At 73.4% G+C, this 14,220-nt stretch carries 15 protein-coding genes; 11 read left to right on the top strand and 4 right to left on the bottom strand.

Features of this window, described 5'->3' with window-relative positions; translation table 11 throughout:
* Positions 1-41 precede the first annotated feature (41 nt).
* A complete protein-coding gene (locus AB0C16_RS30695) occupies positions 42-1,184 on the top strand; it encodes an NAD(P)/FAD-dependent oxidoreductase (protein ID WP_357687896.1) in 1,143 nt (380 codons plus the stop codon).
* Positions 1,185-1,269: 85 nt separating this feature from the next.
* On the opposite strand, the gene AB0C16_RS30700 is transcribed toward AB0C16_RS30695, so the two are convergent.
* The gene (locus AB0C16_RS30700) at positions 1,270-2,118 is read right to left on the bottom strand and encodes a UbiA family prenyltransferase (protein WP_357687898.1); all 849 of its coding nucleotides are present in this window, start codon (positions 2,116-2,118) and stop codon (positions 1,270-1,272) included.
* 116 nt (positions 2,119-2,234) lie between these two features.
* Between AB0C16_RS30700 and AB0C16_RS30705 the strand changes: the two genes are divergently transcribed.
* Genes AB0C16_RS30705 through AB0C16_RS30715 form a run of 3 tightly spaced genes read left to right on the top strand, consistent with a single transcriptional unit; the run spans position 2,235 to position 4,836 of the window.
* Positions 2,235-3,296: a 3-oxoacyl-[acyl-carrier-protein] synthase III C-terminal domain-containing protein gene (locus AB0C16_RS30705; RefSeq protein WP_357687900.1), complete on the top strand. Its 1,062-nt coding sequence runs from the start codon at positions 2,235-2,237 to the stop codon at positions 3,294-3,296.
* The gene (locus tag AB0C16_RS30710; RefSeq protein WP_357687902.1) at positions 3,293-3,826 is read left to right on the top strand and encodes an isoprenylcysteine carboxylmethyltransferase family protein; all 534 of its coding nucleotides are present in this window, start codon (positions 3,293-3,295) and stop codon (positions 3,824-3,826) included. The genes AB0C16_RS30705 and AB0C16_RS30710 overlap by 4 nt, the downstream gene beginning before the upstream one ends.
* The gene (locus AB0C16_RS30715; RefSeq protein WP_357687904.1) at positions 3,823-4,836 is read left to right on the top strand and encodes an NAD(P)/FAD-dependent oxidoreductase; all 1,014 of its coding nucleotides are present in this window, start codon (positions 3,823-3,825) and stop codon (positions 4,834-4,836) included. The genes AB0C16_RS30710 and AB0C16_RS30715 overlap by 4 nt, the downstream gene beginning before the upstream one ends.
* 151 nt (positions 4,837-4,987) lie before the next feature.
* Here the strand turns inward: AB0C16_RS30715 and AB0C16_RS30720 are convergent, their stop codons facing one another.
* Positions 4,988-5,218 (bottom strand): hypothetical protein, encoded by a 231-nt coding sequence (locus tag AB0C16_RS30720; protein WP_357687906.1) that lies wholly within the window; start codon positions 5,216-5,218, stop codon positions 4,988-4,990.
* Between the two features lie 211 nt (positions 5,219-5,429).
* Here AB0C16_RS30720 and AB0C16_RS30725 point away from each other — a divergent pair, with 211 nt between their 5' ends.
* Positions 5,430-6,188: a nucleoside monophosphate kinase gene (locus tag AB0C16_RS30725; RefSeq protein ID WP_357687908.1), complete on the top strand. Its 759-nt coding sequence runs from the start codon at positions 5,430-5,432 to the stop codon at positions 6,186-6,188.
* On the opposite strand, the gene AB0C16_RS30730 is transcribed toward AB0C16_RS30725, so the two are convergent.
* Entirely contained in the window at positions 6,154-6,834 is a 681-nt protein-coding gene (locus AB0C16_RS30730; RefSeq protein WP_357687910.1) for an SRPBCC family protein, read from the bottom strand. The genes AB0C16_RS30725 and AB0C16_RS30730 overlap by 35 nt on opposite strands.
* 236 nt (positions 6,835-7,070) lie before the next feature.
* Between AB0C16_RS30730 and AB0C16_RS30735 the strand changes: the two genes are divergently transcribed.
* The 6 genes from AB0C16_RS30735 (at position 7,071) to pip (ending at position 13,399) form a co-directional block, all read left to right on the top strand.
* Positions 7,071-7,904 carry a universal stress protein gene (locus AB0C16_RS30735; protein WP_357687912.1) on the top strand — a complete coding sequence of 278 codons (834 nt, stop codon included), beginning with the start codon at positions 7,071-7,073 and terminating at the stop codon, positions 7,902-7,904.
* Between the two features lie 233 nt (positions 7,905-8,137).
* Positions 8,138-10,420 carry a heavy metal translocating P-type ATPase gene (locus AB0C16_RS30740; RefSeq protein ID WP_357687914.1) on the top strand — a complete coding sequence of 761 codons (2,283 nt, stop codon included), beginning with the start codon at positions 8,138-8,140 and terminating at the stop codon, positions 10,418-10,420.
* Positions 10,421-10,514: 94 nt separating this feature from the next.
* Positions 10,515-11,348 carry a universal stress protein gene (locus AB0C16_RS30745; RefSeq protein ID WP_357687916.1) on the top strand — a complete coding sequence of 278 codons (834 nt, stop codon included), beginning with the start codon at positions 10,515-10,517 and terminating at the stop codon, positions 11,346-11,348.
* A gap of 99 nt (positions 11,349-11,447) precedes the next feature.
* Positions 11,448-11,666, top strand: a complete 219-nt coding sequence (locus tag AB0C16_RS30750) for a PLD nuclease N-terminal domain-containing protein (RefSeq protein WP_357687918.1) — start codon at positions 11,448-11,450, stop codon at positions 11,664-11,666.
* A gap of 95 nt (positions 11,667-11,761) precedes the next feature.
* Positions 11,762-12,244, top strand: coding sequence for a universal stress protein (locus AB0C16_RS30755; protein ID WP_357687920.1), 483 nt, complete (start codon positions 11,762-11,764; stop codon positions 12,242-12,244).
* 207 nt (positions 12,245-12,451) lie between these two features.
* Positions 12,452-13,399, top strand: a complete 948-nt coding sequence (gene pip / locus AB0C16_RS30760; RefSeq protein WP_357687922.1) for a prolyl aminopeptidase — start codon at positions 12,452-12,454, stop codon at positions 13,397-13,399.
* Between the two features lie 95 nt (positions 13,400-13,494).
* Here the strand turns inward: pip and AB0C16_RS30765 are convergent, their stop codons facing one another.
* Positions 13,495-13,911, bottom strand: coding sequence for an Hsp20/alpha crystallin family protein (locus AB0C16_RS30765; RefSeq protein ID WP_357687924.1), 417 nt, complete (start codon positions 13,909-13,911; stop codon positions 13,495-13,497).
* Between the last annotated feature and the right edge of the window lie 309 nt (positions 13,912-14,220).

The following is a 14,220-nucleotide window of genomic DNA, read 5'->3' on the forward strand; positions in this document are numbered from 1 at the left end:
CGGTCACGGTTCCGCCGCCGCCTGCCGGGCACAGTCCGGATGTGAACGACGTCTGGGACCTGGTGGTCGTCGGTGGCGGGCCGGCGGGAGCGGCGGCGGCCCTGCGCGCCGCCCAACTACGGCCGGAGGCGCGGATACTCCTCCTCGACAAGGCGGACTTCCCCCGCGACAAGGCCTGCGGCGACGGCATCGCGGCCCACGGGCGTGACGAGCTGACCCTGCTCGGCCTGCCCGGTCTCCTCGACGACTACCGGCCCATCTCCCGCCTGTCGGTCGTCGCCCCCGGCGGCGCGCGGGTCTCGGCCGGCGCGGCGCGGCCCAACCACGTGGTCCCGCGCATGGTGTTCGACGCCCGCCTGGTCGAGGCCGCCCGAGCCCGGGGCGTCGAGGTGCGCCGCCACCGCGTCCGCGCGCTCGCGCGGAGCGGGCCGCACGTCGTGCTCGACGGCAGCCTGAGAGCCCGTGCCGTGGTGGCCGCCGACGGGGCCAACTCGGCCATGAGACGCCTCATCGGCATCCCGGCCTCCCCCGACCGGCACACCGCCATCGCCGTCCGCGGCTATTCCGACGTCACCGTCTCCGACGACGTGCAGCTGATCGCCATGCAGAAGGAGGGCTGGCCCGCCTACGCCTGGTCGTTCCCCATCGGCGACGGCACCGCCAACGTCGGCTTCGGGATGCTGCTGCCCAGGCTGCACGCCACGGGACTGCCGGGCCGGCAACTGCTGCACGGGCGGCTCGCCCGGTTGCTGCCCGACCAGCCGGCCCGAGACCTGCGCGCCCACCACCTGCCGCTGTCGTCCGGACGCCCGAGGGCGGGCGCCGGCCGGGTGATGCTGGCCGGCGACGCCGCGAGCCTCATCAACCCGCTCACCGGAGAGGGCATCTACTACGCCCTGCTGTCCGGGCGGCTGGCCGGCGAGGCGGCCGTCCAGGCGGCCGGCGACCCGCTGCCCGTCTACCTGCGCAAGCTCCGGGCCGCCCTCGGCCGCCACCTGCGCACCACCGACGTGCTCGCCCGCCTCGCCCAGTCACCCGGCTTCATCGACGCCGCCATCGGCACCGCCGCGCACCGCGAGGGGATGTTCGACGTACTCGTCGAAGTGGGGCTCGGGGCGGGCATCGTGCCACTCCCGATGGCCCTCGCCGTGGGCCGCCGCTGGCTCCGCGACGCCTTCGCCTGAACGCCCGGCGACCACTCCTCAGGCGGTGAGAGCGGCGGCCGTCTGGTGGTGAGCGCGTTCCCGTCGGGTGGTGCGGGTGGCGCGGTCAGGCGGTGAGCGCGGAGCCGTTGCCCACGAGGAGGGCGACGTCCACCGCGGCCACCGCGATCGCCGCGGCGAACGGCGCTCGCGGGAAGCGGCGGTGCAGGAGCAGGCCGATGCCGGCGAGGGCAGCGGCGGCGGCCAGCGCGAGCCAGCCGGCCGGGCCGGGCCCGCCGGGCGGAGCGAGGACGAGCAGGCAGGAGGCGGCCAGCAGCGGCAGCGGAGCCAGCAGCCGCGCGCGGACCGGCCCGAGCCGCTGAGGCCAGCCGCGCACACCGGCGGCCAGGTCGGACGGAATGTCCGGCAACGTGTTGGCCAGGTGGGCGCCGCACCCGAGCAGGGCCGCGGCCAGGACCGCCCACCACGCCGGCCACGGCTCGCCCGGCAGGCCCAGCGTCACGAAGGCGGGGAGTGACCCGAACCCCACCGCGTACGGCAACCACGACAGGGGGGTGGCCTTGAGCCAGAGGTCGTAGCCCCAGGCCGCGCCCACACCGGCGAGGTGGACGGCTCCCGCCGGCACCCCCGACGCCAGGGAGAGCGGCACGCAGGCGATCAGGGCGGCGATCGCGGCGATCCTGAGGGCCCGCACGCTCACCGCGCCGTCCACGACCGGTTTGCCGGTCCGCGCGGCCATCGTGTCGAGGCCCGCGTCGACCGCGTCGTTGCACCAGCCGACCGACAACTGGCCGGTGAGGACCGCGGCGGCGACCAGTGCGACCCCGCCGCCGTCACGCCCGCTGGCGATCGCCAGCGCCGTGACCATGGCGGTGACCGCGAGGGTGGGGCCGGGGTGGCAGGCGCGCACGAGCCCGCCGATCGCCCGCCGCAGGCCCGCCGCCCTGTCCGCCACAGCAACGATCGTAGATCCCGGACCGCATTCCCGTCCGCCGGTGGCTTAGCCGCTGCTGGGGCGGGAAGCGTCCCGGGGGTCGGAAGTGTTCGGCTCCACGTGCCGGGAGAGGCTAGATGTCACGCATTGCAGCCGTTCGTACTGCTTTCCCCCCGAACCGTTACCCACAGGCCGAGCTCACCGACATGGCGGCGCGGATGTGCCTGCCGGAAGGCGCCGACCGCCGGCTCCTCGACCGCCTGCACCTGAGCGCGCGGGTGGAGTTCCGCAACCTCGCCCTGCCGATCGAGCAGTACGACAAGCTCGACGGCTTCGGCGCGGCCAACGACGCCTTCATCTCCGCCGCGGTCGACCTCGGCGCCGAGTGCGTGGGCGCCGCGCTGGAGGCCACCGGGCTGGCGCCGGCCGATGTGGACATGATCATGTTCACCTCGGTCACCGGCATCGCGGCCCCTTCGGTGGACGCCAGGCTGGTCGGGCGGCTGGGGCTGCGTCCCGACGTCAAGCGGTTGCCCGTCTTCGGGCTGGGGTGCGTCGCGGGGGCCGCGGGGATCGCCCGGCTCCACGACTACCTGCGCGGCTGGCCCGAGCACGTGGCCGTGCTGCTGTCGGTCGAGCTGTGCTCCCTCACCGTGCAGCGCGGCGACGTCTCACCGGCCAACCTGGTGGCCAGCGCGCTCTTCGGCGACGGGGCGGCCGCCGTGGTCGCCTGCGGCGACGCCCGCCGGCCGGCGGTGGGGCAGGGCGGCACCGTGGTGGCCACGCGTAGTCACCTGTATCCAGACTCCGGGCACGTCATGGGGTGGCAGGTACGCGACACCGGCTTCGGCGTGCTGCTGGACGCCAGCGTGCCCGACGTCGTCCGGCGCCACCTGGCCGGCGACGTGCACGGCTTCCTCGCCGACCACGGCCTGACCACGCGCGACATCACGGCCTGGGTGTGCCATCCGGGCGGCCCGAGGGTGCTGGAGGCCGTGGCCGAAACCCTCGCGCTGCCTGCAGGGGCGCTCGACCTGACCTGGCGCTCGCTGGCCGCCAACGGCAACCTGTCGTCGTCGTCGGTGCTCCATGTGCTGGGCGACACGCTCGCGCTCCGGCCGCCCGAACCCAGCACGTACGGCCTGCTCATCGCGATGGGCCCGGGCTTCTGCTCCGAACTCGTCCTGCTGCGGTGGTGACCGCCTTGTCCTGGTATCTGGTCCTCATCCTGCTGGTCGGGCTGGAACGGCTCGCCGAACTGGTCATCGCCCGGCGCAACGCCCGATGGAGCCTGCGGCGCGGCGGCGTCGTCACCGGCCAGGGCCACTACCCGTGGATGGTGGCCCTGCACACGGGCCTGCTGGCCGGAGCCCCGCTGGAGGTCGCGCTCGCCGACCGCCCGTTCCTGCCGGCGCTCGGCTGGCCGATGCTGGCCCTGGTCATCGCCGCCCAGGCGTTGCGCTGGTGGTGTATCACCACGCTCGGCCACCGCTGGAACACCCAGGTCATCGTGGTGCCCGGGCTGCCCCTGGTCACCGGCGGCCCCTACCGCTACGGGTGGCTGCGCCATCCCAACTACGTCGCGGTGGTCGTGGAGGGGTTCGCGCTGCCCCTGGTGCACACCGCCTGGATCACCGCCGTCGCGTTCACCGTGCTCAACGCGGCGCTGATGGTCGTCCGGATCAGGTGCGAGAACGTGGCCCTCGCCCCGGGGCAGGCCGTCCCATGATCGACATCCTGGTCGCCGGGGGCGGGCCGGCCGGGCTGGCGACCGCCATCCACGCCGCGCTGGCCGGCATGCGGGCGGTGGTCGTCGAGCCGCGCCCCGCGCCGGTGGACAAGGCCTGCGGCGAGGGCCTGATGCCCGGCGGGGTCGCCGTCCTCTCGGCGATGGGCGTAGACGTGCCCGGCATGCCCCTGCGCGGCATCCACTACCTCGACGGCCGGCACCAGGCGCGGGCCGCCTTCCGGCACGAGACGGGCATGGGCGTGCGGCGCACCGCGCTGCACGCCGCGCTCTCCCTGCGGGCGGCCGAGCTGGGCGTCGAGACCGTCACCGGCCGGATCACCGGCGCCCGCCAGGACCATGCCGGGGTGGAGGCCGCGGGGCTGCGGGCCCGCTGGCTCGTCGCGGCCGACGGCCTGCACTCGCCGCTGCGCCGCTCGCTGGGCCTCGGCCTGCCCGATCACGGCCCGCGCAGGTACGGCCTGCGCAGGCACTATCGGCTGGCCCCGTGGACCGACTTCGTCGAGGTGCACTGGTCGGGCCGCGGCGAGGCGTACGTGACGCCGGTGGGCGACGAACTCGTCGGGGTGGCGATCCTCAGCTCGCGGCGCTGCGACTACCGGGAACACCTCGGCGGTTTCCCCGGCCTGCTCGCCCGCCTCGGCTCCGCGCCCGCGACGGCGGTGCGCGGCGCCGGACCGCTGCGCCAGCGCGTGCGGGCCCGGGTCGCCGGACGCGTCCTGCTGGTCGGCGACGCCGCCGGCTACACCGACGCGCTCACCGGCGAGGGGATCTCGCTGGCGGTGCAGTGCGCCCAGGCCCTGGTGGACTGCCTTCGCCGGGACCGTCCGCAGGACTACGAGGGAGCCTGGCGCAGGCTGTCACGGGCGCATCGGGTGCTGACCGGCGCGCTGGTGCGGGCCGCCCACCGCCCGGGCACGGCCCGCCTGGTGGTGCCCGCCGCGCAGAGCATGCCGGGCCTCTTCGCGACCATTGTGCGAGCCCTCGCCTGACCTCCAGGCCGGGCCACGGCCATCGTGAGGGGCCGTTGCCGAGCCGGGTCGCGTGGCTCCGCGCGGGCGAACGACTCACGAGGCGCCGACCGGGGATCGCCTGGCCGCGCCGTCGCTCAGCGCCTGCCGACCACGGGTGGGACCCGAGGTCTCAGAGCCGGAACAGCTTGTTGTAGGGGGCGATGATGCGATGCGTCTCCGCGCCGAAGTCGACGAGCACGGCGACATCCTCCTCGACCCCGATGACCAGGCCGAGACCGTACTTGTCGTGGCTGACCCGGTCCTGCAGCACGAACTGCTCGACCGGCGGCGGAGGGACCGCAGGGACGTTGAAGGGACTTCCGGGCAAGGGACGCCGGGCCGCGGCTTTTCTGGGCTTCACTGGTATCAGTATGCGCCCCCCGGCCCCATGAGTCGAACTCCGCCCCCGGCCCCGGCCCCGACGGAGATCGGCGTGCGGGGCACCTCCCGGCGAGGAGCCGTCGCCCGGAGGTGGGCCGGCGGGAGGGGGTAACCGCTGGGAGGAGGGTAGCCACCCGGGGAGGCTTCGGTCAGGGGCGTGGGAGAGTGATGAGGTCAGTGGAGGGTGGAGTATGCGGAAATATGTGATCATGGGGGTTCAGGGGAGCGGCAAGGGCACGCAGAGCGCGCTGCTCGCCCGTGATCTCGACCTCGTGCACATCAGCGTCGGCGACATCTTCCGATGGCACGTGAAGCACCACACCAAACTCGGCGCCCAGGTCCGCCGCCTGGTCGCCGCCGGCGAGCTCGTGGGTGACGACCTGGTCGAGGAGGTCGTCAGGGACCGCCTGCAACAGCACGACTGGAACTACGGGTTCGTCATCGACGGGTTCCCGCGCAGCCGGCGTCAGGCGGAGTTCTTTCTGGAGAGCTACGACATCGATGGCGTGATCTACCTGGACCTGCCCGACGAGGAGGTGTGGCGCAGGGTCCTCGCCCGGCGGCTGTGCTCGCGCTGCGGCATGGACTACAACCTGATCGCGGACCGACCCGAGGTCGAGGGCACGTGTGACGTCTGCGGCGGCGAGCTCGTCACCCGCGAGGACGACACCCCCGATGCCCTGGCCAGGCGGTTGCGCGAATACCACGACAAGATCGACCCGGTCGTGGAGTTGTTCCGCCGCAAGGAGTACGTCATGACGATCGACGCCCGCGCGGACAAGGTCACCATCCAGCAGATGATCCGAGCCCGGTTCGGCCTCCCGCCCTACCCGCCGAACACGCCCACGACGCGGGACGCGCCCGAGACGCCGGGTGGTTCCGAGACGCCGGGTGGTTCCGGGACGCGGGATGCGGTTAGGACGCCGGGCGGCGGCGAGTCGCGAGGCTGATCGGCTCGCTCTCACGCGAGAGCCGCGGCCACGGAGTCCGCTCGGCCAGGGCCTTGATCGTGGTGAGCTGCTTCCTGACGGTGAAGAAGTCGCCCGATTGCGACAGCAGCAGGTAGATCAGCCCGAGCGGGCCGGGCCGGCACAGCACGCGGTGCCGGAACAGCAGCCGGGTGCGTGAGCCCTCACCGACCAGGACGATCGCCCACGTCTCGGTGACGTGGAAGGCCCGGATGGCCAGGACGATGGCCTGCCCGGGCTCCACCTGCTCGACCCGGAAGCCGGTGCCGGAGCGGCCGGTCGGCAGCAGGTCGCCCACCTTGAGCTTCTGCAGCTCGGGGATGATGTGGTCGGCGCTCGGGCCGCCGTCGGCGCGTTCGTAGCCGTACCAGCCGGCTCTGGGGGAGCCGCCCATCTGCACCAGCCAGGGCCAGACGGCCTCGGGCGGCGCGTCGACGGTGATGGCGCGGGTCGCCCTGATGTGCGGGCGGGGAATGACGGCGTCTCCGGGGAACGGGCGGCGAACCTCGTCACGAGTGGCTCCCCAGCGCAGCAACCGCGGGCGCACGAACAGCAGATAGACGGCCAGCGACGCCGCCGGCGCGAGCAGCGCCCGTCGTGGCCACCTGCGAATGTCGCGTCTCTCCATGGCTCCATGTCATCATCCCGCGGCGCGCGAACGGCAGTGTCGAAGGTCCGGGACACACCTGTCTTTCGTCCCATCCAGGTCGAGCGATCACCGCGCTGACCTCGTCCGCCCGCCCGGTGACGGTGGGAAGGGCAGGCCCGCGGAGGGAGCAGGACGAAAGTCCCCCTCGATGGAGAGGGACGGCCCTGACCGCCGCCGCTCCGGCGCCCGATCGTAGGGCTGAGGAGGCGATCGCCATGCGAGAAGACCTGGGAGTCATGGTGGGCGTCGACGGTTCGGCGTCGGGCAGGCAGGCCCTGCGCTGGGCCGCTGCCGAGGCCGAGGCCAGAAAGCTGCCCCTGACCGTGTGTCACGCCTGGGAGTGGCCCTACCACGAGTGGCCGGGCGAGATCGTGCCACTCGAACTGGCCCGCCGCCCCGCGACGCGGCTGCTCGAAAGGACCGCCGCGTGGGCCCGGCGGCATCACGCCGGGGTGCCGGTCAACACCGTGATCGACCGCGGCTCGCCGGCCGCCCTGATGATCGACCTGTCGCGTACCGCCCGCCTCGTCGTGGTCGGAACCCGCGGCTACGGCGGCTTGAGCGGCCTGGTGGCGGGGTCGGTCAGCACCCACGTCGCCACGCGAGCCGCGTGCCCGGTGATCGTCGTGCGCGGCCACGTGGACCCGGCGCGCGGCGTGGCCGTGGGGTTCGACGGGTCGCCGGCGGCCAAGGCCGCCCTCCACTTCGCCGCGCAGGAGGCGCATCTGCGGGAGGTCGGGCTCCGCGTGATCATCGCCCATCGCGACCACGGTGAAGAGGCCGGCATGGAGGAGCTGCGGGTCCGCGCGGAAGGCCAGGCGTGGAACGAGCTGCTGCCGCTGAAGCGGGCCTGGCCCGGCCTGGAGGTCGAGGTCGAGCTCGTCAACGAGCCCGCCCGTGGGGCGCTGCTGGCCGCGGCCGACAAGGCGAGCCTGCTCGTCGTCGGGCCGCGCGGGCTCGGCGAGGTCCGCGGCCTGCTGCTCGGCTCGATAACCCAGGCCGTGATCCACCACGCGCCGTGCCCGGTCGCTGTGGTTCACCGGTCGTGACATGACAGGCCGGATCGGTCCTGATCCATCACGCGCCGTGCCCGGTCGCTGTGGTTCACCGGTCGTGACATGACAGGCCGGATCGGTCCTGATCCATCACGCACCGTGCCCGGTCGCGGTGGTCCACCGGTCGTGACGCGCTGATGGCCAGGTCGGCGCGTAGTGGCGATCGGCCCCGGATGGAGGACCAAGGTCCCTGGGGTGCCGTCCGGCCTGATGGGCAGGGTGGAAGTGTGAAGCGATTGTGGCTGACGGCCTTTCTCGGAGGGACGATCGCGGCGCTGATCGCCGGAGCCGCGCTGCATCTGGCCGGCTATCCGGCCGCCGGCGACGTCTGCTGGATGGCGGGCACGGCCGTGGCCGTGCCGCCCGCGGCGTGGTGGGTGATCTCCGCGCTCCGCGCCGGCCGGCTCGGGGTGGACGCCATCGCGGTGCTGGCACTGGTCGGGGCGCTGGCCGTACAGCAGTATGCGGCCGGTGCGGTGATCGCGGTGATGCTGGCGACCGGCCGCGTGCTGGAGGACTACGCGCTGCGGCGGGCCAAGCGTGACCTGACCGCGCTGTACGAGCGGGCGCCGCGCTCGGCGCACCGCTACGAGGAAGGCGGCCCACGGGTGGTGCCCGTGGGCGAGGTGCGCCGCGGTGACCTGCTGCTGGTGCCGTCCGGCGAGCTGGTGCCGGTGGACGGCGTGGTCGCGCGAGGCGCCGCGGTGCTGGACGAGTCGGCGCTGACGGGCGAGTCGCTGCCGGTGGAATACGACGAGGGCCAGAGCGTGCGCAGCGGCGTCGTCAACGCCGGGTCCGCCTTCGACCTGCGGGCGACCGGCACGGTCGAGGAGAGCACCTACACGGCGGTGATCAGGCTGGCGCGCGAGACCGAGGCCGACACGGCGCCGGTGGTGCGGCTGGCCGACCGGTTCGCCGCCTGGTTCCTGCCCGCCACGCTGCTGCTCGCCGGTCTGGCCTGGGCGCTGTCGGGAGAGCCGGTACGGGCGGTGGCCGTGCTGGTGGTGGCCACGCCCTGCCCGCTGCTGCTGGCCGCGCCCGCCGCGATCGCCTCCGGGATGTCGCGCGCGGCCCGCCACGGCGTCGTGGTCAAGGGCGGAGCGGCGCTCGAAACCCTCGGCCTGGCGCGCACCCTCGTGCTGGACAAGACGGGGACGCTGACCGAGGGGCGGCCCGAGGTGATCGACGTGGTGGCCGCCGAGGGCTTCACGGCGGCGGACGTGCTGGGGCTGGCGGCGGCGGTCGACCAGATGTCGTCACATGTGCTGGCCGCGGCCATCGTGCGCGCGGCCCGGCGGCGCGGCCTCGACCTGCCCGCCGTCGAAGGGGTGCGCGAGCAGGCCGGGGTCGGCACGGCGGGCGTGGTCGACGGACGCCGGGTGAGCGTGGGCAAGGCTCCGCGCGGCCACTCCTCACCCTGGATGGCGGCCCAGCGGGCCAGGGCGGCGCTGGACAGCGCGATGACCGTCTGGGTGTGCGTCGACGACGTCATCGCCGGAGTGGTCCTCCTGCGTGACGCGGTACGCGCCGACGCGGCCCGGACGCTGCGCAGGCTCCGGTCGGCGGGCATCGAACGGGTGGTCATGCTCACGGGAGATCGCGCGGAGGTCGCCGAGAGCGTCGCGGCGATCCTGGGCGTGGATCGCGTGCTGGCCGAGCGCACCCCGGCCGAGAAGGTCGTGGGGGTGCGTGAGGAGGCCGAGCGGGCGGTGACCGTGATGGTGGGCGACGGGATCAACGACGCGCCCGCCCTGGCCGCGGCCCAGGTCGGCGTGGCCATGGGCGCTCGCGGTTCGGCGGCGTCGGCGCAGGCGGCGGACGTGGTGCTGACCGCCGACCGGCTCGACCGGCTGGCCGACGCGATGGACGTGGCCCGCCGCACCCGCCGCATCGCCGTGCAGAGCGCGGGCGCCGGCATCGGGATGTCGCTCGTCGCCATGGTGGCGGCCGCCTTCGGCGCGCTGCCTCCGGTCGCGGGCGCGGTGCTGCAGGAGGCCATCGACGTCGCGGTCATCGTCAACGCGCTGCGCGCGCTGCGGCCCGTACGGGGCACCCGGTTGCACGTGGACGCGGCCACCGGCGCGCTGCTGCAGCGCTTCGACCAGGAGCACGACGGCCTGCGGCCCGTGCTCGACCTGCTGCGCGAGACCGCCGACGCGCTCGACCGGCCGGGCCCGGAGTCCCTGGCCCTGCTGCGGCGCGTCTACCGGCTCCTCACGGAGGAGATCCTGCCGCACGAGCAGGAGGAGGACACGCGTCTGTACCCGGCGCTGAGCAGGCTGCTCGGAGATCCGGAGGCGACGGTCACCATGAGCAGGGCACACGCGGAGATCATCCGGCTGGTGAACCGGCTGGGCGCCCACCTGCGCCTCGCCCTCGATCACGCGCCACTCCCCGAGCAGCTCGACGATCTGCGCGCCTGCCTGTACGGACTGCACGCGGTGCTGACCCTGCACTTCGCGCAGGAGGAGGAGGCGTACTTCTCGCTGACCGGGGGTGAGGCGGCCTAGGGACCAATGGCCCACCGATCGGGGACTTCATCCCCGCGTGCCGGGCGCTCCGGGTGGACAGGCTGAAGACGAGGGGTTCATGAGGGAGGCTGTCATGACTGGACAGATCGTGGTCGGCGTGGACGGCTCCGCGTCGGCGGCAGCGGCGGTGGAGTGGGCCGCCGACGACGCGCGGCGCCGTGGCAAGGCGCTGCGGATCGTGCACGTCTGCGAGCAGTGGGTACGCAACGTGGGCGGCACCGAATACTGCCTCGGGGCACTGGAGGCCGCCAGCGACCGGGCACACGAGGTGGCGCCGGACGTCGAGCTGAGCACCGAGATCCTCAGCGGCAACGTGATCGACGCGTTGGTCGGCGAATCGGTGACGGCCGACAGCCTGGTGCTGGGCAGCAGAGGATTCGGCGGGTTCGCCGGGATGCTGCTCGGCTCGGTCAGCAGGAGCGTCGCCGCGCACGCCGCGGGGCCGGTCATCATCGTGCGCGGGCCCACCGGCGAGAGGCACGGCCGGATCGTCGTCGGCTACGACGGATCGCAGCCTTCGAACGTGGCCATGGAATACGCGATCGACCAGGCTCGCGCCCGCGATGCGGAACTCCAGGTGATCTACGGCTGGCAGCTGCCCATCTCCTCGCCGTACGCCGCCGCCTACGGCAGTCTCCTGGACAAGGCTTACCAGCAGGAGGTGCACGCCGCCCGCGAACGCGTGGTCCCCTGGCGGGAGAAGTACCCCGACGTCCGGATCGTCGACGAGCAGATGTGCGAGCACCCGGTGTCGGCCCTGAGGAAGGCCGCTGAGGCGGCCGACCTGGTGGTGGTCGGCACGCGCGGGCTGGGCGGCTTCGCCTCGGCCGTGCTCGGCTCGGTCAGCCACGGCGTGCTGCACCACGTGACCTGCCCGGTGGCCGTCGTACGGGCCAGGCAGACGTAGGCGGCCACCCGCAAGCGGTGGCCGTTGTACGGGCCCGTGCCCGAGACGCGCACGGGCCGGGCCGCCACGATGTTGAGGCACTGACGAGGGGAGCGGATCATGCGCTGGAACGAGATGTCCAACAAGCGGCAGGCGGCGTTGCTGACGCTGGTCTCCGTCGAGCTCGCGCTCACGGCGACGGCGGCGGTCGATCTCTGGTCCCGTCCCCGCGACGAGGTGCGGGGGCGCAAGGCGTGGTGGTGGCTGGGCATCTTCGTTCAGCCGGTCGGGCCGGTCGCCTACCTGCTCTGGGGGAGGGGACGCAGCCCACGCGCGTGACCTCGCGGCGCGGGCCGCCGTGATTGACGAAGGTCCCGGTGATGGAGGAGGAACGGCCCTACCAGCTCCTTCCCGCCGCACGCGACCATGCGGGTATGAAGGTTCATCGCATCGTGGTGGGCACTGACGGCACTCCTCAGTCGGAGGCCGCGCTGCTGTGGGCCGCCGACGAGGCGGTCCGCCGGCAGGCCGAGCTGGTGATCGTCCACGCCTGGGGGACACCGGCCGAGCACCATGCCCCTTACGCACGTTACGCCTGGCACCGTGACCTTTCCTGCCAGCGGTCGATCGCCTCCGCCGCTCTCGACCGCGCGGTCGCGTCGGTCCGCGACGCGCACGCCGGGCTGAGCGTACGGCCCGAGCTCGTCAGGGGACGGCCGGAGAGGGTGCTGGCCGGCAGCGCGGACGGAGCCGAACTGCTCGTGCTCGGCTCGGCCGCGCACCAGGCCGGAGACGGCCACCTCGGCCCGGTGCTGCTGTCGTGCCTGCGCTGGCCGCCGTGCCCCGTGGTCGTGGTGTCCTCAGCGCTGGCCGTCGCTCCCTGGCTACCGGAGACGGCGCTCGTCGGGTCGGGCTGAACGGCCGCTTGCCGGTCGAGGGGAGATCGGCCCCCTCCGGCGCCACCGGGCAGGCGGCGGGGCGGAGATGATCGGCCCGGACGCCTCGGGGAGCCCGCCCTTCGGGCTGTCCAACCGGGACGAGTGCCGCGGGTCCACCGCGATGGCGCAAGTTCACCGGGATGGCGCGGGTCCATCGAGATGCCGCCGTCGTTCTAAGGTGGACGGGTGTATCCCCCGATCGAGCCCTACGACCACGGGCACCTCGACACCGGCGACGGCCACCTCGTCTACTGGGAGGTCTGCGGCAATCCCGAGGGCAAACCCGCGCTGGTCGTCCACGGCGGGCCGGGGTCCGGCTGCTCGCCGGGTCAGCGGCGCCACTTCGACCCCGAGCGCTACCGCATCATCCTGTTCGACCAGCGCAACTGCGGCCGGAGCCTGCCCCACGCCGGCGACCCGGCCGCCGATCTGACCACCAACACCACCCACCACCTGGTCGCCGACATGGAACGGCTCCGCGAGCATCTGGGCGTGGACCGATGGCTGCTCTACGGCGGGTCGTGGGGGTCGACGCTGATGCTCGCCTACGCCGAGGCCCATCCCGGGCGCGTGTCGGAGATGGTCGTCTGCGGCGTCACCATGACCCGGCGCTCCGAGATCGACTGGCTCTACCGTGGCGTCGGCCGGTTCTTCCCCGAGCAGTGGCAGCGCTTCCGCGAGGGTGTCCCCGAGGCCGAGCGCGACGGTGACCTGCTGGCCGCCTACGCGCGGCTCATGTCCGGCCCCGACCCCGCCGTGCGGGCCAAGGCCGCCCACGACTGGATGGCGTGGGAGGACACGGTGATCTCCTTGGAGGTCAACGGCAAGCCGGGCGCCTACAGCAACCGGCCGCCCGCCGCGCTCCTCGCCTTCGTCCGCATCTGCAGCCACTACTTCTCCAACGCCGCCTGGCTGGACGAAGGCGTCCTGCTGCGCGACGCGCACCGGCTGGCCGGCATCCCGGGGGTGCTCATCCACGGCCGCTTCGACCTGGGCTCGCCGCTGGAGAACGCCTGGCAGCTGAGCCGGGCCTGGCCCGGAGCGCGGCTCGTCGTGGTGGACGACTCCGGCCACACCGGCAGCGACACCATGCGCAAGGAGGTCCTCGCCGCCCTCGACGGCTTCGCGAGGTAGACCAGGGCCGGCCCCGGGTCCCAGACAGCGGATGGCCCGCCGCACGGGAAATCGTGCGGCGGGCCGTCGCTTCGTTCGGCGTCACCTGATGGCGCTCAGCCCTTGCCACCGGGCTTCTGGACGAGGATGCGGGTGCCCGCCTGCTTCTTGTCGGCGAGCTTCACGCTGACCTCGAGGATGCCCTGGTCGTAGGTGGCCTTGACGTCCTTCTCGTCCGCGTTCGGGGGCAGCGCGATGGAGCGGGTGAAGGCCCCGTACCGGAACTCGGTGCGGTGCGCGTCCTTCTCCTCGTGCCGGCGCTCGGCGTGGATGGTGAGGATGCCGGCGGCCAGGCTGATCTCGACGTCCTTGTCGGGGTCGATGCCGGGCAGTTCGGCGCGCAGAACGTAGCGGCCGTTCTTGACGTAGTCCTCGAACCTGATCGTGGATGGGCGCAGCCCGGAGAACGGGGCCTCCAGCAGGTCGAAGATCTCGGGGAACAGTCCGCGTTCGCGACGTACGATCGCGTTCATGTTTACCTCCTTGTGGCGTCATTCCATGACAACTCCGGGCGGAATCGGTTCGTAGGGGCGGAAGTCCCGAATCGTGCGCCGTTTGGCCGGCACGGACGCGGGGATGTCGGGTTGGGCCGAAAGTCCCTTTGGGACAGGCCGTACGGCACTGACCCGGAACCGCCGGACACGGTGTGATCGAGGTGCCAAAGACAATGACCCGGAACTGAAAGGGGGCCGTCATGGCCACCACCACCGACCCCGTCATGAAAGCGGACTCGGGCGCGATGACGCGCCGCCGCCCCGTCGACTACGTCTGGGCGATCGCCC

Origin of the sequence: Nonomuraea sp. NPDC048916, from assembly GCF_040649575.1 — a bacterium.
Taxonomy (GTDB): domain Bacteria; phylum Actinomycetota; class Actinomycetes; order Streptosporangiales; family Streptosporangiaceae; genus Nonomuraea.